The 22,160-nt window shown below is 37.8% G+C and carries 14 protein-coding genes; 6 read left to right on the top strand and 8 right to left on the bottom strand.

All coding sequences use genetic code 11. The features are described from left to right. Nucleotides 1-16: 16 nt before the first annotated feature. Both M9949_09440 and lptC read right to left on the bottom strand, forming a co-directional pair. The gene (locus tag M9949_09440) at nucleotides 17-3,979 is read right to left on the bottom strand and encodes a choice-of-anchor D domain-containing protein (GenBank protein MCO5251629.1); all 3,963 of its coding nucleotides are present in this window, start codon (nucleotides 3,977-3,979) and stop codon (nucleotides 17-19) included. Nucleotides 3,980-4,137: 158 nt separating this feature from the next. Beyond that, entirely contained in the window at nucleotides 4,138-5,478 is a 1,341-nt protein-coding gene (lptC, locus tag M9949_09435; protein MCO5251628.1) for an LPS export ABC transporter periplasmic protein LptC, read from the bottom strand. An 88-nt stretch (nucleotides 5,479-5,566) separates the two neighbouring features. On the opposite strand from lptC, the gene M9949_09430 reads away from it, so the two are divergent. Continuing rightward, nucleotides 5,567-7,369: a tetratricopeptide repeat protein gene (locus tag M9949_09430; GenBank protein ID MCO5251627.1), complete on the top strand. Its 1,803-nt coding sequence runs from the start codon at nucleotides 5,567-5,569 to the stop codon at nucleotides 7,367-7,369. A gap of 21 nt (nucleotides 7,370-7,390) precedes the next feature. On the opposite strand, the gene M9949_09425 is transcribed toward M9949_09430, so the two are convergent. Together M9949_09425 and M9949_09420 are read right to left on the bottom strand one after the other, a co-directional pair. Beyond that, entirely contained in the window at nucleotides 7,391-7,741 is a 351-nt protein-coding gene (locus M9949_09425) for a hypothetical protein (protein ID MCO5251626.1), read from the bottom strand. Nucleotides 7,742-7,757: 16 nt separating this feature from the next. Further along, on the bottom strand, nucleotides 7,758-8,447 hold the full coding sequence (locus M9949_09420) for a 16S rRNA (uracil(1498)-N(3))-methyltransferase (protein MCO5251625.1): 690 nt from the start codon (nucleotides 8,445-8,447) through the stop codon (nucleotides 7,758-7,760). A gap of 82 nt (nucleotides 8,448-8,529) precedes the next feature. On the opposite strand from M9949_09420, the gene M9949_09415 reads away from it, so the two are divergent. Together M9949_09415 and xerD are read left to right on the top strand one after the other, a co-directional pair. Next, entirely contained in the window at nucleotides 8,530-10,743 is a 2,214-nt protein-coding gene (locus M9949_09415) for an HDIG domain-containing protein (protein MCO5251624.1), read from the top strand. Further along, nucleotides 10,744-11,655, top strand: a complete 912-nt coding sequence (xerD, locus tag M9949_09410; protein MCO5251623.1) for a site-specific tyrosine recombinase XerD — start codon at nucleotides 10,744-10,746, stop codon at nucleotides 11,653-11,655. On the opposite strand, the gene M9949_09405 is transcribed toward xerD, so the two are convergent. The 3 genes from M9949_09405 to M9949_09395 form a co-directional block, all read right to left on the bottom strand. After that, the gene (locus M9949_09405; GenBank protein ID MCO5251622.1) at nucleotides 11,656-13,473 is read right to left on the bottom strand and encodes an ABC-F family ATP-binding cassette domain-containing protein; all 1,818 of its coding nucleotides are present in this window, start codon (nucleotides 13,471-13,473) and stop codon (nucleotides 11,656-11,658) included. A gap of 75 nt (nucleotides 13,474-13,548) precedes the next feature. Continuing rightward, nucleotides 13,549-15,282, bottom strand: coding sequence for a lysophospholipid acyltransferase family protein (locus tag M9949_09400; GenBank protein ID MCO5251621.1), 1,734 nt, complete (start codon nucleotides 15,280-15,282; stop codon nucleotides 13,549-13,551). Between the two features lie 293 nt (nucleotides 15,283-15,575). Further along, nucleotides 15,576-17,339, bottom strand: coding sequence for a lysophospholipid acyltransferase family protein (locus M9949_09395; protein ID MCO5251620.1), 1,764 nt, complete (start codon nucleotides 17,337-17,339; stop codon nucleotides 15,576-15,578). A 94-nt stretch (nucleotides 17,340-17,433) separates the two neighbouring features. Here M9949_09395 and M9949_09390 point away from each other — a divergent pair, with 94 nt between their 5' ends. After that, on the top strand, nucleotides 17,434-18,192 hold the full coding sequence (locus M9949_09390) for a hypothetical protein (protein ID MCO5251619.1): 759 nt from the start codon (nucleotides 17,434-17,436) through the stop codon (nucleotides 18,190-18,192). Nucleotides 18,193-18,265: 73 nt separating this feature from the next. Continuing rightward, on the top strand, nucleotides 18,266-20,344 hold the full coding sequence (locus tag M9949_09385; GenBank protein MCO5251618.1) for a chloride channel protein: 2,079 nt from the start codon (nucleotides 18,266-18,268) through the stop codon (nucleotides 20,342-20,344). Here M9949_09385 and blaOXA read toward each other — a convergent pair whose 3' ends face one another. Beyond that, the gene (blaOXA, locus tag M9949_09380; GenBank protein ID MCO5251617.1) at nucleotides 20,345-21,133 is read right to left on the bottom strand and encodes a class D beta-lactamase; all 789 of its coding nucleotides are present in this window, start codon (nucleotides 21,131-21,133) and stop codon (nucleotides 20,345-20,347) included. Between the two features lie 122 nt (nucleotides 21,134-21,255). Between blaOXA and M9949_09375 the strand changes: the two genes are divergently transcribed. Continuing rightward, nucleotides 21,256-22,137, top strand: coding sequence for an FKBP-type peptidyl-prolyl cis-trans isomerase (locus M9949_09375; GenBank protein ID MCO5251616.1), 882 nt, complete (start codon nucleotides 21,256-21,258; stop codon nucleotides 22,135-22,137). Nucleotides 22,138-22,160: the final 23 nt, after the last annotated feature.

Raw genomic sequence — 22,160 nt, 5'->3', positions numbered from 1 at the left:
GACCACCTTAAATTAATTATTTAATGATTACAAACATAATATTTTTTTCAAAACTATCGCTTCTAAAATGAAGCATGTAGGAACCGCTTTGTAAATTACCGATACTGAGAATTTGCTCATGCAAACCTTTGTCCAAAGCCGGAAGCGTTCCCAAGGACTTTGTGTTGCCGAATAAATCGGAAATATCTATAGTAATATCATCCATTTTCTTATCAGTCAAAATCTTCAATTTCATCTCATCGTGTACGGGATTTGGGTAGATATTTACATCTTGAAAATTCGCCAAAAATTGTACATGCCTCATGTCAAAAATACACAAATCATTTAACTTAGTCTTAATATTTTTTTCATCAGGCTCGAAACATTCATCAGAATTGACTTTTATTGTCCAAATCTTCTCTTGTTCCGGTGGTAACAAGCCCAAAGCCCGTATTTCAAATGACCATGTTGAATTCTCAGATACTTTTATTAATCTTTCACTAAAATTAAGTTCCAATTTATCAAAAAATATGCTTTTATACAATGAATACTTATTCATAATTCCATTTTTTTCGATATTTATGAAAATTTCTTCGTCAATTATGAAAAAAAAGTCTTTTCTGAGGTCTAAAATGAACTTAAATGAAACAAGAGTGTCCGCATCACTATGGAAAATTCCTGAAAATTTGAAAGTAACAGTATCACCAACGTCGTAAATTACATCTTCATTTTGATTAATTGTTACGTCAGCTGCAGGAAGTTGAAGCTCGTAGCTTTGCTCAATTTCATACTCTCCGAAAAGTTCGATTTTGATTGTAATTGTGCCTGTTACGTTGCGTTCGAGATAGTATTCAAAGCCGTATTTCACCGTTTCGTTTGGTTCCAAAGACTTTGGCACAAAATCCGTAATCCGAGCCATAATTGCCGGATTATCAGTTTCAATCGTCAAACCGCTTATATCAGAACGTACTTCACCTTTATTTGTAATTGACACTTCTCCTAAATGTAATAAACAAACGAAAGTCGGGTTTGTTACAATTTCGACCAATAAATTTTCAGTCTTCGGAGCTATTGAATTGGCGGTTACCTTGAATTGCTTGACTGAACGGGCGTTATTAGGATTAGCATCATGAAGGACACCAAAAATAATTTCATGTGAGCCAAGCCTAATCGGAGCAAATTCTATATCAAAAAGTAAATTATTATTCGGGTCTAAAGTAAAATCTTTGTAGCCGTCAAGATTGAAATTGAAAGAAGCTACATCACCACTGATTACATAGATAGAATCAATCGTAAGAGTTTCATTTCCTCCGGAAAAAACAGCTGCGAAATTAGCAGCTTGCGTCGAGTATAGCTCTACATCTCCGAAGTCATAATCTGAAGTTTCAATTTCGGGAATAGTCGGCACACCCTTCAATCTGATTGTAAAAGGTTCGTGAAGCATCCAATCAGAAGTGTATTCTGCCTCGAGCAAATAGTCCGCACCTTGAACGGGCAAAAAGCTGAAACTGACTTCGATGGAATCTTGAGCCGGAACGACAACATCATTCAATTGGCTTAGTGTAGCGGAATTATCATCGTTAAAGTCATTGTAGTTGAATTGCGAAAATTTGATTACACCGTCAGTATTACCAGTATTCTTGATAAAAATCGTTGTATCGTTAGTTGTGCCGATGCGTCTATTGCCCCAATCTACAATATAAGAATCAAATTTTGGAGAAACACCACGACCTTTCACTATACCGTAAACATAATAATCATATTCGTTACGGAAAATGACGGTATCCTCGTAAGCGGCATTGAGAGTCGGGATAAAACATACTTGAAACGATACAGTTTCTCCGGGATTGAGCACAATTGGCAATCTACCTGCAGTATCAACAATGAACTGGGGCAAATTGAATGCAGAATTCAATTCAGTAATTGTCACCGGAGTGTTGCTTGTATTAGTTATAGTGATACTGTCGCATGGTAAATCTCCCAAGAGAACATCACCAAAATCGTGACCCGTAGCTATGATTTCGAGAGCGAGAATATCGCCTCGGAAATTATAAGAAAAATTAATTTCGCACTCAAACTCTAAATCAATTTTGCCAAGAATTGCGTCAGTTTCACCTTTGGGATTGACACAAATATTGAATAAGACAGAGCCACCGGGCAGAATTTCATAAGGTAAAGCGGGGTCTGTAAAAAGCTCAACTCTACTATCAGCACTCAAAGTTGCGGAATTAATCACAATCGGCGAAAGCCCGTCATTAGTCACCACATGCTCGAAACAAGTTGAATCAATCCACCCAATATCATTGAAAATAATTAAATCAGGATGAGTAATTTTAACAGCATTATGAATCTTGGTATAAGTGCCCCTATTCCCACTTTTATCATAAAAATCAATAACAAATTTTCCGTCTTTAAAAATATCAATAGGCTTGGCGTTGAAAGTTATAACTTTGGCGTCAGAAGCAATCGGGTCAATTTTCCAACTGAAATTATTTGTTGTATTTTGGTTGACAATTGCATAATAAATCCCGAAGCTCTTTTCGCTTATTTCATCTGTGATAGTACCCTTGACTTCATAACAATCTTCTGTAACAGTTAAAGTAGGGAAAATATCATCATCGCTGTATGGATTTCTGAGCGATGAACCGAGAACCATAGCATAAGCGTCAAATCTGCCAACTCCATAAATGATGCCCGAGAACCTACCTGTATCGCAAGTTATTTTATGTTGACCCGGGTCAATTTCGATTCTTGCCCAGTGCATATCAGTGCCCGGAATCACTTGATTGCGGATATCGCTAATATTTTCGACAAAGTTGTTGTTCAAGGTCAAAGTTTCGAGAGAGATATTTTGAGCTACAATCGTAACGTAATGATTACTAAATTTAACTCCATCGGCAGTTTTGAAAATTTCGCCCGGCGTTAGAAACTTAATGCTTGAAATATATTGTTCTGCAGGAGGCAAGATAACCATTGCCGGGTCATAGTTCAAGGTTTCGAGCGAATCGCCAACCCGATACATAAATTGTCCAAGTTGAATGGGTGCAGATGCTATCCATAATGCAGGTTTGTTCAATCCTGCAAGTTCTTGCACATTACTATTCGGAGGGAATTTAAGTTCAAGCGAACCGGTTGATGTATAAATATCAACTTTTGCTTCTTTAGTACGAGTATTGAGTTTGAAATAATCTCCTCTATTAGGATTTGTCCCGAACGGTACCGAAATAAAGGTTCTCCCCCACGACGCAACAGGCATCAACATTTCGATGAGATGGTCTTTGGAATCAGGAGGTTGTTCAGTAAATCCTTGAGCCAACGCAGTTCTAACATGCCCTGTCAAAACTCCGATAGGTTTATCTGCTTTGATAAAGGAGCCGGATAAATCGCCTTGCCCTCGCATATATTGCCACGATTGCACCAAATAGCACTCCCCCTTGTTGAGCAATACAGTATAAGCAGAATCAACTTGATTCAACTTACGAGTCATAGATTTGGGGTAATAAGTTACCAAAGTATTATCATAGGCAGCCATAATCATAAATTGCGATGAGCGAGGTGTGTAATCCCTGATAGAATCAAGCGTTGGTTTGTTATAGTGGTCGTTGGGGAGCGTAAGAGCAACATATTCATTGCCCCAATTCGAAACAGGAATAACAGAATAGCTTTCTGATGAGTGTTTCATGCTCGAAAAAGCGTAAACTGTTATCGGGACTTCGGCAGTAATTTCAATCAAATTTTTTGAAACAACTTCGGAGTTGAAATTCTCCATACTGCGCGGTACAAGTATATTGACTACTTCGTTTAATGGTATAAACACATTAAAAGCCGCTTGCTGACCGTATTTGACTTTTACGGTTGTTTCGTATTCGGACGTTATGAAAATGTATTGTTCTAAGTGCTTGTCAGGCATTGCTACTGTTGATTCATTTTCCATGAATCCAACAAAGAAGTGAAGTCCCTCGTATGATGAAAGCTTAGGTTGGGCAAAGATACTACTCAAAGCGAGCGGCAACAAAACCCAAAACAACAATATAATTCTACTTGTAAACAAAATTTTGCATTTTTATAATTTAGTTAACGTTAAATTAAGAAAAAAACGGGATATAAACTAACAATTTTCTTTAAATGATAGTAAAATACACACTTTTATTGTAATTATTAGAATTGTCGGGTTTTTTCTTTCCGACCGAATAGGATTTTCTTAATTTCAGGTCGAATATCAGACCATTTGAACTCCGGCAAGAAGTAAGAAGTAATTTTGCCAAATATCACATTTTCGGGGTAAAATTCAGCTACGGAACTTCCAATCCAAAAAATATTCTCGGGTTCACCATTAATAAATTCTACATGAATCGAATCGGTTGATTTTCGGTCAACACCGTTATAGCCTTCCTCGTCCTTGAAAAAATACAAGCTGCTTGCATTGACATTGCCTCGCAGACTATTGATTTTGCCGTCCTCAAATTCGATAAAAATATCGTTGGCAGAGATTTGGTTGATTCGTTCATTATCGACAGAATCAAGTTTGGTTACTGCAATCGAATTTCCGAATGCACTTAGCTTTTTCAACTTATTGTCAATCAGTTCAATTACTATCGAATCTGAAAAAAGTTGAGTTGAATCATACCACACTATTGGCTTATCGCGAAGGATGATTATGTTTTGATTTTTGTAAAATACCGCAGATTTGGCAATAGCTTTTATATTTTCCTTGACGATTTGGACATTACCATCGAAAAAGTATTCTTCATTTCCTATATATCGGTATGCTTGCATCGTATCGCAGGAAATACTCAATGTATCGAGAGACATGAGATAAGTCGAAACAAATTGTTCTTCCTGCTCGACATAAATCGAATCAAGTCGCTGAATGGTATCAATTTTGAACAAAACCGTGTTCCCCATGCTGATAGAGTAACTCTCTTTGGGGATATTGATGATAGTGTCGCCTTTCATAACCACATTTGTATATTTGCCGAATATCCATACATCACCGGTGGCAAAACTTTCACGTGTAGTACGATTATGGACAACATTATCCGAATAAATTTTTACCGAATCATCTTCGATAAACACATCGCCGTAGAAATCTGCCATATAGGCTTTTGTGGAGTAAGTTCCCTTTTGTGCTTCAAGATAGCTGTTTGCATCACGAAGTGCTACGCCATTATCGGCGATTGCGACTCCGGAATTACCATTATAGAAAATTTTGGGTGATTTCAATATCATAGTTCTTTGAGTGATGACGACATTGCCGATTAGGTCCACAGTGTTGGAATTAAGATATTGCTTTGCATAATCGCACTTTAAGTCAAGGTCATTTTGAATCAGCCATACATTGCCAAAAAATTCTCTGATGCTGGTTTCATCAGTAGTAAGCCCTCTCAAGCTATCAGCATTCCTCAAAATGATATCATCAGATTTGGAAATTGAAGTCAAAGCTAAGAAACATATGCCAAGAATAATGAATTTTAGAAAATTTGTTTTGATTGATTGCATAAAAGTATGATAGATACTGAATTCAATAACATTTTACAAAATATAACGTCTTCTTTATGAAATAGTTGCAATTAATATAACCGAAAATATGAAAAAATCCCTATATATAATATCACTGTTCTTAATCTTTTATGTTTCAGCTCAAAGCCAAAATACTTTGATGCAAAAATTCCAACTTGGTCAATCATTCGAGCAAGGCGGCAATTTAGAAAGTGCTTTGAGTATTTACGAAGAACTTTACAAGGAAAAACCCGAAGACAATGCTTACTTTTATGCTCTCGCTCGAGTAATGAAGCAAATGAGCAAGTATTCCGAATTGCTCAAATATGCTGAAGAAAAAGCAAGCAAAAAGCCAAACCCTGAGATTTTAACCATTGCTGCAGAAATGAATTGGCGAACCGGAAATGCAAAAAGGGCTGATGAAATTTGGAAGAACATACTGAGTATGAGCGGAATTACAGCCGTCACTTATGATTTCGTTGCTAATAGCCAGATTGAACTCAAATTATTTCAAAAGGCAATTGAAACTTACCTCGAAGCCCGCAAGAAATTTGGCGACAAAACTCTTTTTACGGATAATCTCATAAAATTATACATTTCAACGGGAAATCATATTGACGGAACTGAAGAAATACTCGACTTATTGGATAACAACTTCAATATAGCCTTAGCTCAAGGAAGGCTCTTTGCATTCATGTCCAATGAAGAAGGATTCGAGCATATTGACAAAGTTTTGAAACGCAGAGCCGATTCTGAGAAATCGAACATCGTTTACCAGGAAGTATATTCTTGGTTTCTACGCGAAGCCAAAAGGCACAACCAGGCACTCGAAATGACGATACGGATAGATGAATTGAAAAATTCTCGAGGCTTGGACATATTGAATTTTGCAAATTCCACCTCTCGTGATGGGGAGCATGACATAGCTTTGAAGGCGTATGCAATATTGATTGAACGCGGCAAAAGCAGTCCTTACGCATCATCAGCGTTATACGGCTATACTCGCACACTTGAGGGTAAACTTGCCGGAACAAAAGCGAAATTTACCGAAGCTGAACTGAAAAATATCATGAGCCGCTATGATGCGATAATAAAAGAACACCCGAAATCTTCTCACGCAGCGGAAAGTATGATTAGACTTGCGAAAATTTATTCGGAATATTTGAATGATTACGACAGAGCTATCAATCAATACAAGCAACTAATCAAAGACTATCCCAATCATGGCTTTTCGGTGGAAGCAGGAATTGAATTGGTAAAAGTATATCTTATTCGGGACGATACCGAAAACGCTTCTAAAACTATTGAGCAGATTTTGAAAAGCCGATATTCTGACCCGAAAGCCAAAGACCATGCGAACTTATTAGCGGCAATGATTGAATATTTCAGTGGCGATATACCCAAAGCAAAGGAATTGTACAGAACGCTAACTTTGAACCCCAATTCGGATATTGCAAATTTGGCAATCCAAAAATTTGCTTTCATCTCCGAGAATGAGAATTTCATCAATCCATTGATGCTATTTGCAAAAGCGGAATTTGAAGAATATAAGCGAAATTATGACAAAGCGGTCGAAATTTATATGGAAGTTTCTGCAAATTCATCGAGTGATAATTTAATAGAACTGTCCTACATAAGAGTTTCGGAAATTTATTATAGCGACGGAAAGTATGATTTATCAAGGAAGGCAGCATTGAAATTGATGACTGAATTCCCTGAATCAATCTATATGGACAGGATGACAAAGATGATAGCTGATACATATTACGCAGAGAAAAACAAGGCTGAAGCTTTACGCTATTACACTGAGATACTTGTAAAATATCCGGGTTCAATTTATTTGCACGAGGCAAGAACTCGTATTCGTGAACTACGAGAAGAAAAAATTTAAAAATTGAAGACAAGAACACCTTTACCAGGGCAAATCAACCTTTATCGGGATTGTTCGCGGTAAACTTACCGGTAGCTTCGGAGTAAGCGTTTCTGCCAAATAAAGCATTACGCTTTCTCTTTTCAGAGCTGAAATTTCTGCCCAAGAAACGAAAACCCCGTGATGTGCGAAAATTTGGATAGCGAGGTCTTGCCTTTCCTTCTTCAATTCCGTAGAAATTATACCTGAGCCGACTTTCAGCACGCTCTTATCTGTAGTTCCGCTCCAAACTATGTAAACCCCGGAGAGATTTCGTAGAAATTCATGTTCCAAATCAAGCTGAAACAAATCACACCAAACTCCGCCTTTGCACTTGTGCCAATCTAATGCCATAGATAATTTCCTAAATTTAAAGATTCAAACATAAAACACTCATTGCAATAGCAGCCGTTTCTGCTCGCAATCTCCTATTGCCAAGGTTGACGAGTGAGACATTATCTAAATTTTGTAGCATTGCAATTTCTTCTTCCGAAAATCCGCCTTCGGGTCCGACGATGAAAGCTACATTGCTTTTCGGGCTGTATGAAGTGAAAGATTTCCCCTTTTCGTCAGCCAAAAAGACTTGATAATCGCTAATTACATTTTTTATAGTCGCAATATCAATCGTAGGATTGAATTTCGGTAGCGTTGCTCTTTTACATTGCTTTATTGCAGCAATCGCTTTTGCTTGGAGCCTTTCGGGGTTAGATTGCCGTTTGGCAGAATATTTTGAATGCAAGAAAGTGAACTCCGACACACCGATTTCAATACATTTTTCGATGCAAAAATCCATTCTGTCCTTGTTATCAATCAATGCTATAAAAGCATGAACAAATTTAGCAGGTTCTCCGAAATTCGGATACGATTCCAAAATTCTACACGTCGCTGAATTTTTAGAATATGAAACTAATTCGGAAAGATAGACCGAACCGATTCCGTTTGTGAGATAAATATTATCCCCTTCACGCAAGCGGAGAGCCCGTGCGTGCTTAGATTCGTCGGTTGTAAGTTCGCAAATTTCACCGACACTTAAGATTTTATTTATATAAAGACATTCCATGAATAACATCGAAAAAAAATATTATGATTATATTCGCAATAATATGAATAAGTTTTCAAAATAAAAAATAAAAGAAAACAAAATGCTAAACCCGAGACAAACATTGTTCCAAAAAATATTGGTGGATAATGCAATCGCATCCCAAATCGATTACAATCGTGTAAAAGGCTCCTTGCGATTGAAAATATTCATCATCATTGTCAGCTTGATATTGACATCATTATTTTTTGTGATAAAATTAGACCAAAAAGCATATAATATACCGGATTATAGAATGGTAGCGGGTTCTACTTGGGAGGACGAACCTCTAATTGCCGAATTTTCATACCCTATTTTCAAAGAAGCAGCCAAATATTCTGAGGAAAGAAGACTTGCTGCCGAAGAGGCTCTGCCCGTGTTTGTCATTGATGAAGCATCGGCATTATCAAATCGAACTGCACTGAGCACAATTTTAGATATTCTCGAGGAGATGTTGACCCAGCAAGTTGATAAACTCCCAAGCCCTATTTCGGAAAAATCACTTAGACCATTATTGGATTTACCTCTTAAGCAAAGGGAAATGCAGTTCAAAGTAATTAAACAAACCTTAGAAAAATATTTAGCGGAAACCTATGATAACGGATTTGTCAATATCGCTTTGGATAGAATTGTGAAATCTGAAATCATGGTGCGCGTTGATAAGAATCAATTCATAATCCTCAACAAGGTTAATTTGCTTGACAGGTCAGCATTCATTAATAATGCCGAGTCAATTATCAGCAAAACGATTCAAGCCCCCTTGCAAGCTCTTGCTATGGAAATTGTCAACCGATTGAACGTTCCCAACTTAGTTTTCCATAATGATTTGACTGACCAAGCAATCGAACAGGCAATGAATTCAGTACCTCGGACAATAGGTTTTGTACGTGCCGGAGAAGTCATCATACATAACAAAGAAAAACTATCCGAATTGAATATTGCCAAAATCAAGTCCTACCAAAGTTCACGATTCATGACCGATGAGGACAGTTATGGGTTATTGTACTATATCGGTAATTTCGGACATGCGTCAATGATACTGTCCATCCTAATCATATATTTGTTGATACTACGCAAGAAAGTAATAACAGACAACGTCGAACTAAGTATATTGATGGGTTCTATGGTTTTGATATCACTGTTAAGTTGGCTTTCGATAGAAATTATTTCCGATTTGCCATTGCAATATTTGATTTTCATACCGGCGATTTCTATGCTAATAGCCATAGTATTTGATTCGCGGACAGCATTTGTGAGCACTGTCACCATGTCGCTATTAATGGCAGGCATCAGAGGCAATGATTATATAACAGCAACACAGATGATTTTCGTTGGTATGCTTGCTTCCTACACAGTACGTGATATCCAAAATCGTACACAAATGTACCAATCAATATTTTTTATTTTCATGGGATTTTTCATATCAATTCTCGTTTTTAGCGCCGAAAGTAGCACCGATAACATTGATTTGTTAAAATCTATGAGTTTGGCTTTAATTTGTTCGATAATGTCACCGATTATTACTTTTGGGCTGTTATTTATGATAGAACGTTTGCCAAATATTTCGACAGATTTGCAAATCAAAGAATACGACGACCCGGACCATCCTTTGCTAAAGAAGTTGACTGAAATTTCGCCCGGCACATACCAACACACAATGGCAGTAGCTATGCTTGCCGAACGTTGTGCTCGCGAAATTGGAGCAAATCACCTGCTCACAAAAGTCGGCACTTATTATCATGACCTTGGCAAGATGGAAAAGCCCGAATATTTCACTGAAAACCAGATTGGTATCGAAAATAAACACGAGCAAATTTCACCAAAAAAGAGTGCTCAGATTATCATTGACCATGTTGCCGCCGGTATTGAATTGGCGAGACAGTATAAATTGCCGCAACGAATCATAGATTTTATACCGATGCACCATGGCACTACACTTGTCAAACATTTTTATGCCCAAGCTTTGGAAATGAATCCTGATAAGGAAATCAATGAAAGCGATTTCCGCTATCCGGGTCCGAAACCCAGAACAAAGGAAACAGCGATATTGATGATTTGCGATAGTGCCGAAGCAATTTCGCGTATTGAATCAAAATCACTTGAGGAAATCGAAAATATTATTGAAAAAAATATCCAAGACAGAATCCTTGACGGACAGTTTGACGAATGTAACATAACAATAAGCGATTTGAATAAAATCAAAACGGTTATAGCAAAAAGTCTTATTGGTATGGGGCACAAACGGGTATCGTACAAAGAGATTCCGAAAAAAAATTAAATGGAAACGATAAATAGAAATTTTCTGAAGTTGATTAATTCATTTGTTCAGTTTTTGAGTTTGGAAAAGGGGCTCGCTGACAACACCAAGCATTCGTATTTGCATGACGTCCGTAGTTTTGCTTCATATTTACAGACCGAGGGCATAGAGACATTTGCGGATGCACAATCAATCAATGTTGAAAATTTCTTAGCTCAATTGACTTCAATGGGTCTGGCAACTTCCAGCCGTGCACGATATTTGTCCTCAATTAGGGCATTGTACAAATATCTTGTCTCGGTAAATAAAGCGAAAGATGATATAACCGAAACCATCGAACAAGCAAAATCCGGCAGGAAATTGCCCGAAACGCTGACTATTGATGACATTAACAAAATTTTAGACCAACCTGACACAGCTTCTCTTGCCGGAATAAGAGACAGAGCCATGTTTGAGACAATGTACGCTTGTGGACTGAGAGTTTCGGAATTAATCGGACTGACAAAACGCGATATTTTGGAAGAATCGGAAATTGTCCGCGTATTTGGCAAAGGGTCGAAAGAGCGAATTGTGCCTATTGGGCAATCAGCTCTCGAATGGATTGCTCGATACATGGGCGAAGCGCGTTCGCAGTTTTATGTTCCAAACAAATCGCATGACTTTCTATTTCTGAATCAACGCGGTTCGCCGCTATCTCGGATGGGAATATGGAAATTATTGGCAAAATATTCGGCTATGGCTGGAATTAGCGTAAAGGTTCATCCGCATATTTTCAGGCATTCATTTGCTACGCATCTGCTCGAAGGTGGCGCCGATTTGCGAGCCGTCCAAGAAATGCTCGGGCATTCGGACATATCAACTACGCAAATTTACACCCATTTGGACAGAGAGTTCATCAAAGAAGTTCATCGCACTTTCCATCCGCGAGCATAATTAGCCAATACTTTCGGAAAGTTCCATCCAGCGTTCGGTTTTTTCGTCAATCATGTTCTGCAATTCTTCAATCTTAGAAGATATACTTTCGATTTGCTTGTAATCTTTACCGTCGTGATTAGTCATTTGCTGTTGATGGTCATCTAATTCAATTTCCAGAGCGGAAATTTCCTCTTCGAGCAAATCAAATTCTCTTTGCTCCTTGTAAGAGAGTTTTTTGCGAACTTTGTCGGTGTCTTTGACTCTGGTATCGGTTTTGACTTGCGACTGACTTGCTAATTGCCTTCTGAGAGATTCTTCCTTTTCCTTTTGCTCGAGATAGTAAGAATAATTTCCGGGATATTCCTTAATCGTACCGTCCGGACGGAATACCCAAACAAATTCGACCATACGGTCAATGAATGCTCTATCGTGGGAGACGATAATCAAAACACCGTAGAAATCATCAAAATAAGATTCAATAGCATTCAATGTTTCGATATCAAAATCATTCGTCGGCTCATCGAGCAAAATCACATTCGGATTAGCCATAAACATACGCAAAAGTGCCAATCTCCGGCGTTCACCACCAGATAATGTGGAAATTTGGGCGAAATGCTGATATGGAGGAAACAGGAATCGCTCGAGCAATTCTTTAGCTGTTATAAAGCGGTCTCGTCCAACTCCCACGTCAATAAATTCGGCTATTTCACGCAATGAATTGATAACAGTTTGGTCATCTTTCAAATCATCAATTTCTTGCTTGAAGTACCCGACTTTGGCACTTGAACCAAGTTCGAAGCTACCGTCATCGGTTTGGATTTTTCCGGCTAAAAGATTGAGCAAAGTTGATTTGCCGCAGCCATTGGGTCCAATTATTCCGATACGGTCTTTGGGTTTTGCCATATAAGTAAAATTGCTGAATAGCTTGACACCTGCGATAGATTTGGCAACGTAATGAGCTTCGATGATGGTATTACCCAAAAATGTTTTGCCCAATTCGATTTTGATTTTTTTATCTTTCGATTTAATCGAGCTTTTTTTCAATTCGTCAATCCAATCAATGCGGCTTTTTTGCTTGGTCCGACGTGCTTTGGCGCCTTTTTGCAACCAAGCAAGCTCATTGCGAAGTTTAGATAAATTGTGCTCTAAAGTGGAAGATTGAGTTCGGGCAAAAATTTCTTTCTGTTCGAGATATTTCTCGTAATTGCCCTCATAAGTGAAAATTTTCCTATCGTTGATTTCGAGAATACTCTCAGATACTGCATCGAGAAAATATCTATCATGAGTCACGAAAATCAACGATATTGGCATAGATTGCAAATAATCCTGTAGCCATTGAATTGTATCAGCATCAAGGTGATTTGTGGGTTCGTCCAATAAAAGCAAATCCGGGCGTGACATCAGTACATACGCCAAAGCGACTCGCTTCTTTTGCCCACCGGACAAAGTATGAACGATAGCTTCATGATTTGTGATGCCGAGCATACCCAGATATTTTTTAGCTTCGAGTTCGTGATTCCAGCCGTTCAATGAATCAAGTGTATGATTGATTTCGGAAAAGCGAGCTGATTCGATATCGGTCAAATCGGGCTTGTGCGAGTATTTGTGATGCTCGTCAATCAAGTTGTTGATTTGCTCATTGCCTTTCATCACAAATTCAAGAGCTGAATCGTAGGAATCAAATTCGGAATTTTGGTCAAGGTACATCAATTTTGTGTTGTTGTTTACCACAACAGAACCTGAATCAGGGTTTTCAATGCCGGAAATAATTTTAAGCAAAGTAGATTTCCCGGCACCATTCTTTCCGATGATGCCGACTTTATCACCTTGGTTCATTCCAAAAGAAATCGAATCAAAAAGGACTTTGTCCTTAAAAGATTTTGATATATCGCTGCAAGATAGTATATTCATTTATTTTTTTACAAAACTTTTTTGGTTGTAAAGACGCTTTTTTGCCTCTTCTTTCATCATAGTCAAATCTAATACAATCAGTCCGTCTATGGAATTGTTGAAGTTTACATTAACGCACCAATTGATAATTGTTGCACCGCCGTATTCGCACAATTCTGTATAACGACGTAACAAAATCGGAACTGATAAATTCATGATGCGAAGTGCTTCTTTGAGATTTTTAAAATCATCAATATAGTTATCAGCAGTTAAAATGGCTTCGACTTCTTTCATAATGTTGTCGGATATTTCGTACTCGTATATGGGTGTAGCCCACTCAATATTGCCACCATACCATTTTTTGTAATATGATGTAATTAGTCCCTTAGCAAATCCGGAATAAGAGTCGCTTATTGATACTGCACCCCAGGCATATCTGATTTCGGGATTCCTGATAATGAAAGCCACCATGCCCTGCCAAATCAAGTCGAGTGCGTTGCTATTCCAATACTTTTGTTGGATAAAACTCCTGCCGACTTCGATAGATTGGCTCAGAAAGTTATCAGTGCCTTCGTTCAAACTAAAAAGAGAACTATTGTAGAGTCCTCTTTTATCGAATTTACGGATAATCTCCGACCCTATACCGAGTCGGTACGAACCAACTATATCTAAATGTTCATCATCCCAAAGAATAATGTGTTTGTAGAAAAAATCATAGATGTCTATATCGCATATTTTGCCGGTTCCTTCGCCAACTTTACGGAAAGTAAGCTCTCGCAAACGCGAAATCTCTTTCATAACATTTTGAGCTTTTGAATAATCAACGAGATAGATTCGCTTATCATCGAAAGTCGAGCCGAGTAATTCGCTATTTTTGAGTTCTTTTTCAACAAGACTGGGTTCAACAGGATGAATCACAGTCTTGTCGGTCTTAAAATTTCCGACTTTGCCTGCCCCCAACTTGTAAGTATGTTGGAGTAAAAGTTTTGCCAGCACCTTTGGTTTTAGTAAGCTAAATGATTTTGCAGGAATTATCTCGCCTACAAATATCGAAATAGCTTTCCGACGGTGTCGAAAAAGTTCGCCCGGAAGCATCAACATGCCAAGCCTATCATGGATAAGTGCAGACAAATAAAACAGCATCGTGTTTCTGCCTTTGATAAATATCGGGAGAATTGGTGCGGACATTTTTGTGCTAAACTTGGTAGCTCCATTGTACCATTTCCGGTCACGAATGCCTTTGAAAGACAATCGAGACACTTTTCCTGACGGAAAAATAATGACAGCTTCCTCGTTTAACAGCGCCTGTTCAATAGTGGCGATTTGAGTTCTTTGGCTTGAGATGGAGTATATATCTAACGGTAAGAAAACATCACTCAAATTTTCGACTTTCATCAACAAATCATTGGCGACGATTCGTGCATCGGGGCGAACTTCGCGAATTGCTTTTACGAGTGCAAGTCCGTCCAATCCACCGAGCGGATGATTGGAAACAATGACAAGTCTGCCTTCTGCGGGTATTTTATTCTTGTCGCTCTCGGATATTTTATAGCTAAAACCTAAGGTATTAAATAATGAATTTATGAAATCTAAGCCGATATTATTTTGATTATTGCGGATAAATTCATTGATTTCCTTGAGTTTCAGTAATTTTGTCAGGGCGAATAAGATGAACTGATTAACAAAAGGCGGTTTCTTTTCAAAAAACTCCGGCGCCTTTGATTCAATCAATTGCTTTATATCAATTTCTTTCACTTAATTTGATTTCGTTTTTGTCAATAAAAATGAATTTGTATAATAATCATTGTTTTGGGATTATGATACATTGTTATAAATTATAAACGCATATAAGTATGGAAACTTGTTTTAAACAGTAGAATATTATGATAGGTCTATCAGGATAAGAATAGGCTAAAGTTTGAGAATCGTCTGAGATTTATAAAAAAACAAGCTAAAGTATTCTCAGTTTTTTTTGTATTCAAATTCCTTTAGTAGAAATTGAATATGACCTTGTTAAGATTCATTAGCGAATAGCAACAAGACTAAGATTAGCCCGCCATTTCTAACTCTCTATCATTAGATTTGTTCACGAAACTTTTTTGGTTGTAGTAACGGTTCTTTGCATCTTCCTTCAGCTTAGTCATATCCAATATAATCAGACCATCTATGGAATTATTGAAATTCACATCAATGCACCAACTTACAAAGTTAGAGCCGCCGTATTCGCATAGCTCGGTATAGCGTCTAAACAAAACCGGCACTGAGAAATTCAAATTCTTTAGTGCATGTTTGAGATTTTTGAAATCATCAACATGATTATTAGCGGTCAGTACAGATGCGATTTCACTCAGATATTTTTCCGGTGTGACATATTCATAGACAGGTTCAGCCCATGATTTATCGCCGCCATACCACTTTTTGTAGTACCCGATAATCAGTCCCTTAGCCAAATCCGAATAAGAATCACTTATCGAGACGGCTCCCCAGAGATACTTTATTTCGGGATGGCGAATGAGAAAGGCTCCAATTCCTTGCCAAATATAATCAAGGGCGTTGCTTTTCCAATATTTTTGTTGGATAAAACTCCTGCCGACTTCGATTGATTGGGTTAAAATTTCATCAAAACCATCATTTAAAGCGAACTGCGAACTGTTGTATAGTCCGTTTTTGCCAAATTGGTCCAAAATTTCGGAAGTGATGCCAAGTCTGTACGAACCAACGATATCTAAAGTCTCTTCATCCCAAAGCACGATATGTTTGTAGTACAAATCATAAATATCCATATCATAAGTTTTGCCTGTCCCCTCGCCAACTTTTCGGAAAGTCACTTCACGCAACCTCGAAATTTCTTTCAAAACATTGTTAGCATTGGCATAATCTACGAGATAAATTTTCTTTCCGTCGAAAGTATATCCCAAAAGTTCATTGTTTTGAAGCTCTTTTTTGATTAAACGGGTATCAACGGGGTGAATGACGGTCTTTTCAGTCACAAAATTGCCGGTTTTGTTTGTACCAATCTTATAGGTATGCTGCAGCAACAATTTTGCTTGGACTTTTGGTTTGAGCGATTTAAAGGAATTGGCAGGAATCAAATCCCCGACAATCATTGTGATGATTTTGTCCTTATGACGGAATAATTCGCTTGGCAACATGAACATGCCGAGTTTATCGTGGATGAGTGCCGATAAATAGAACAAGAGTGTATTTCTGCCTTGGATAAAAATCGGCAATATTGGAGCGGACATTTTGGTACTGAACTTAGTGGCGCCATTTCGCCATTTCAAATCACGAATGCCTTGCATTGTCAGACGTGATACTTTGCCGGAAGGGAAGATTATCACGGCTTCTTCGTTTAATAATGCTTGCTCGATTGCTGCAATTTGGGATTTCTGCCCCGAAATTGAATAGACATCTAAGGGTAGAAAAACTTCAGATAGGTTTTCGACTTTCATCAGCAAATCATTGGCTACGATGCGGACATCGGAGCGAACTTCACGTACTGCTTTGACGAGAGCCAAACCATCTAAACCTCCAAGAGGATGATTGGCAACGATGATAACTTTGCCTTCAGCCGGTATTTTACGCTTGTCGCGTTCGGAAATTCGATAGCTAAATCCCAATGTATCAAACAAGCGATTGATGAATTCAATTCCATGAACACTATGATTCTCGCGAATAAATTTATTTATTTCATTCAATTTCAAGAACTTCGCCAATGCAAACAGTATAAATTTATTCACAAAAGCAGGTTTCTTTTCAAAGAAGTCTGATGACTTTGATTCTATCAATTGCTTTATATCAATTTCTTTCATTAAATTTGAATTTAGTTTTAACACAAAATATTTAGCCAATTTAAACAAAGTTATTCAAATATAAAAGCAGTTTTATGTTAATTTGGAGCCATAAATGTTAAGCCATCGTAAATTTTGTGAATTTGCATTTGTCCTAATGCTCGTATTCACACTGCCATCATACGGGCAGACAGATATGCAAATTAACAAATCAAATTTAGGATTTTTCTTGAGTGGTGGCGTTGGATTGCACGATACTGAAACAAAGGCTTTGTTTGGACCACCATCGTGTTGTAATGATGAATTGGATGGTTCGGGTATGTATCTCGGCTTTGGGGCTGAGTATATTTACAATTATTCGGATAAGCTGAGTTTCACATTCAGTACCGGAATAGAACGGCACAAAGTGGATTTTATTAGTCCCGAGAAAATGATTTTGAATATTGATGGCGAGCCGATTGAAGGCTCGTTCAATCATAATACCGAACTTGAGATTTTCTTCATACACCCACAAATGGGACTCATGTACGAATTTTACTACGATTTTCTGCTATCATTGAAGTTGGGTTCAATTTTTCATTTATCGAATTCAGTCTCACAATATGAGGAACTCCAAGAACCTGACGATAGAGGCGTTTTCCCTGATTCGGGCACAAGAGTCAGGAACAAGAAAGAAGGCGAAATAGACAATTTTTCCTCATTATTACCATCGGTTGAAATTGCTTTACACAAAAGAATGCCTTTGAGCTTGAACAGCACTTCGTTTTTACAATTGACAGGCTCCGTCAACTACATACCTTTGGAAATAGTCAAGAACAGCGGATGGACGATTTTTACTTTTAAACTAAAAGCATCATTTTATTTTCCTATATAAAGTCATTTTTTTCATTGTCAATAGTTTGCTAACCCTTAAGTTTGAATTGTAGCACAAGACAAAATCCGAAAAAATGAACAAAATAAGAGTTTGGATCCGTTATATATATTTGCAATCATCGCGACAAGCCTCGCATTGGTTGGAGCATCTACAGACTACCGAGCATTTGTTTATGATAGCAATGGCAGTTATCATCGGTGTAGTTTGTGGCTTTGGAGCGGTTGGAATCAAATATTTAGTTGATTTGATTTCCGGAATAGCCTTTGGGCATGGTGGAAATCTATTAGAGCGAATATCCAACACACCATGGTACATGTTACTCCTAATACCTACAATCGGTGGATTGATAGTTGGACCAATCACGCATTTCTTAGCGCCCGAAGCACGCGGTCACGGTGTACCTGAAGTTATGCAGGCAATATTGACCAAAGGTGGCGTAATCAGACCTGTAGTTGCACTTGTCAAATCATTTACCGCAGCAATCACAATCGGTACCGGCGGTTCGGTCGGAAAAGAAGGTCCAATCGTGCAAATCGGTGCATCAATCGGCTCCACAATCGGGCAATTTTTTAGAGTGCCCACTCGTAGAATGAAAACATTGGTCGGATGCGGTTCAGCAGCAGGTATAGCGGCGGTATTTAACGTTCCGGTTGCAGGAGCCTTATTCGCAATTGAAGTCATATTGCTTGATTTTTCGGTCAAACAATTTGCTCCGATTGTGATTTCATCAGTAATTGCAACTACAATTGCACACGCATTTGTAGGGAATTTTGCCGAATTCTATATCCCGCCTATTATCATGCACAGCAATATTGAAATAGTTTATTACTTCGTTTTGGGTGCTTTGTGTGGATTAATCTCATTTTTGATGATTAAAGTTTTATATTTTTCGGATGATTTTTTTGAAGAAAAGGTGAAAATCCCGCCATATTTAAAACCTGCGATTGGTGGGTTCATAGTTGGTATAATTGGGATTTATTTCCCCCAAGTTATGGGTGTTGGAAACGATATGATAAATATCTCTATCAACAATCAAGCTATTTGGTACATCGCATTTGCTTTGATTTTCTTGAAAATTATTGCAACGTCAATCACTCTCGGCTCAGGCGGTTCAGGTGGCACTCTTTCACCGGCTCTTTTTGTTGGTGCGGTACTCGGTGCATTCTTTGGGTCGGTAATGAATTTCATTGCACCCGAAACGACAGCTCAGTCCGGCTCGTATGCTTTGGTTGCTATGGGTGGACTTATTGCTGGAACTGTGCGAGCGCCACTCACAGCAATAATTTTAGTATTTGAATTGACTAAAGAATCATCATCCATTTTACCCTTGATGATTGTTTGTACAATTAGTTTAATACTGTCTTCAAAGCTTTCGCGAGAATCAATTTACACTCTGCGTCTTGTGATGAATAAAATCCAAATCAAAAATTATGCTGAAACGAATGTAATGAAAACCATTCTCGCAAAGGATGTGTATTCGACTACATTCATCTCAATACCCGAAAACTACACATTCGAGCAGATTGTGAAAATTATGATGCAAGATGAAGTACAATCAATCTCGGTGCATGATTTGAGCGGAAATTTCATGGGTATGATTTCAATCAACAACATAAAAGATGCACTTTTTGACCACGAAAGTCTGAATTTTGTCATCATCGCCGGAGACATTGCTGATAAGAATGTCCAGAGAGTTGCATTGCATGAAAGTTGCATGAATATTATCGACAAAATGGGCAAATGCAATCATGACATTTTACCCGTTATGGATAATAAGAATTTAAACAAACAAATCGGAATCATTTATCGCCGCGAAATTAATGACTTATACTCGAGAGAAATCGAAAAAATTGAAATGACTTCAGATTTGGCACAAAAAATCACAAAAATGAATGTGGATAATGACGTCCAATTCATCGAGGGGCACGTAATTGCCGAAATCAAAGTCCCCAATAAATTCGTTGGCAGAACAATCGGTGGACTGAAAATCCGAAACGTTTACGATGTGGACATCATATCAATCAAAACTGATACCGGAACCGAACAAAAAATCAAGGCTGTACCCAAAGCCGATTACGTCTTGACTTCGAATGATTACCTTATCATAGCTGGTGAAATCGAAAAAGTGAACAAATTGAAAAACTTGATTTAATCATTTTAAGATATTCAGTTCACGAAGAAATTTATACGTAATTTCGACTCTATCTCGCATAAAATGATTGTCCATACTATCTCGAACTGAAATATTCAGGGCGAAAATTTGAGCATTACCTTTGCTTTCTACCCAACCCACAAACCAGCCGACATTATCTGCAATTGAAGCCCCTGTTTTGCCACGAATGATGTAATTACCGTCTTGATTGTACATCATCATTTCCTTAACAATGCCAACAGTTCTCGTTGAAAATGGCAATTCATTCTTATAGAGTTTTGTCAAAAATTTTACTTGCTCGTCGGCGCTAATTTTCAGACTGCCGTCGAGCCAAAACTCATCAATTTTACTTGCTCTGACCATAGTGCCATAATCGGTCAAAGTATCGAGCCAAATTTTCATTGTGCTGTCACCAATGCGATTTGCGATGTCCTTATAATACCACACAACAGAATATTTGAAAGCAGAAGCCAAATCGTGGTCGCGATTCCAATCTGCAATTGCTTTTTCAATCCCGTTGTATCGAATTGTATCTTTATCTGATTGAACAGCCATTGTTTCGAGGGCAATCAATGAATTTGGGATTTTGAAAGTCGAAGCCGGAGAATACCTCTGAAAACATCTTTCACGATTTACAAAAGTTGTCATTTCCGTATTTATGTCATATACCATAAAGCAGCCACTATAAGCTGCCGAATCAAGAATGCTAAGCAAATCATTGCGATATTCCTCCTTGCTCGAGCAAGAACAAATCAACAGTAAAATCACGAAGTATAGCGAATATTTCATAAAAATCCCCAATAAAAATAGAATTCAGTTTTAACTTTTTTTAAAAATAATATAATAAAATGAAACTTATCTTATCTTTAGTTGTTATAGTGATAACATTTGTACAAAAAGGGAGAAAAGATATGAAATTTTTAATGAAAACACTTGTGTTTGGTTTTTTTATGTTTGCTGTTTATGCTTGTGGTGAGCAAAACGAAAGACCTCAAGCTACAGAACCTAAGGACCTAAATCTACCAAAGCCTGATTCACTTGTAGATCAGTTTAGTTATGTTCAAGGTTATGAATTTGGATTTTTCCAAAGTTTCGATTCAGTAGTATTAAATTTTGATTATTTCATGCAAGGTTATTGGGATGCCTTCAATAAGAAAGATGCTATGTTTAATCAAGATTCACTCGAATTTATAAAACAATCTTGGATGCAGAGAATACAAGAACAACGGGACGCTAAACTTGAAGTAACTCGTAAAAAAATGGAGGAAGTTGGTAAAGAAGTACTTGAAAGAGACCAAAAATTCATGATGGATATTAGACAGAAAGAAGGAATGATTACCAGACCAAGTGGTTTAGTTTACAAAATCATTCAACAAGGCAAAGGTCCGGTGCCAACAAATGATGACTTTATCAAAATGCACTTTGTACAGAAGTTGACTGATGGAAAAATTATTGATAGCACTTACAAAGGAAATCCTTTTGATTTGCCTGTTCAGGCTGTTTATCCGGGTTGGAATGAAGCATTGAGAATGATGCCTGTAGGTTCTATTTGGGAACTATACGTCCCACCACATTTAGCATTTCGCGACATGGGTCTTGGAGATATTATTCCTCCTCATTCAGCTATTATTTTGAGAATAGAGCTTATAAGCATTCTTGAAGGTGAAGAATTGCAAAAAGCAGTTCATCATTTTATGCAAATAATCTCAGCAGAGTGGCGGTCAACCAGGTGGTCCCGGCGGACCCGGTGGTCCTCCATCAGGGTGGTCCTCCTCCCTGGAGGAATGAGATAATAGGTTGAAATTTTTTATCTAAA

The sequence above is a fragment of the Candidatus Kapaibacterium sp. genome (assembly GCA_023957315.1).
In the GTDB taxonomy this organism is placed as follows: Bacteria; Bacteroidota; Ignavibacteria; order Kapaibacteriales; family UBA2268; genus PGYU01.
The sequence above is the reverse complement of the archived record's forward strand: the minus strand, read 5'-3'. Positions and strand labels throughout refer to the sequence as shown.

Coding starts and splice junctions, on each gene's coding strand:
- lptC (MCO5251628.1), bottom strand. CDS start 5,478: ATGCAATCAATCAAAACAAATTTTCTAAAATTCATTATTCTTGGCATA.
- M9949_09430 (MCO5251627.1), top strand. CDS start 5,567: ATGAAAAAATCCCTATATATAATATCACTGTTCTTAATCTTTTATGTT.
- M9949_09425 (MCO5251626.1), bottom strand. CDS start 7,741: ATGGCATTAGATTGGCACAAGTGCAAAGGCGGAGTTTGGTGTGATTTG.
- M9949_09420 (MCO5251625.1), bottom strand. CDS start 8,447: ATGGAATGTCTTTATATAAATAAAATCTTAAGTGTCGGTGAAATTTGC.
- M9949_09415 (MCO5251624.1), top strand. CDS start 8,530: ATGCTAAACCCGAGACAAACATTGTTCCAAAAAATATTGGTGGATAAT.
- xerD (MCO5251623.1), top strand. CDS start 10,744: ATGGAAACGATAAATAGAAATTTTCTGAAGTTGATTAATTCATTTGTT.
- M9949_09405 (MCO5251622.1), bottom strand. CDS start 13,473: ATGAACCAAGGTGATAAAGTCGGCATCATCGGAAAGAATGGTGCCGGG.
- M9949_09395 (MCO5251620.1), bottom strand. CDS start 17,339: ATGAAAGAAATTGATATAAAGCAATTGATAGAATCAAAGTCATCAGAC.
- M9949_09390 (MCO5251619.1), top strand. CDS start 17,434: ATGTTAAGCCATCGTAAATTTTGTGAATTTGCATTTGTCCTAATGCTC.
- M9949_09385 (MCO5251618.1), top strand. CDS start 18,266: ATGAACAAAATAAGAGTTTGGATCCGTTATATATATTTGCAATCATCG.
- blaOXA (MCO5251617.1), bottom strand. CDS start 21,133: ATGAAATATTCGCTATACTTCGTGATTTTACTGTTGATTTGTTCTTGC.
- M9949_09375 (MCO5251616.1), top strand. CDS start 21,256: ATGAAATTTTTAATGAAAACACTTGTGTTTGGTTTTTTTATGTTTGCT.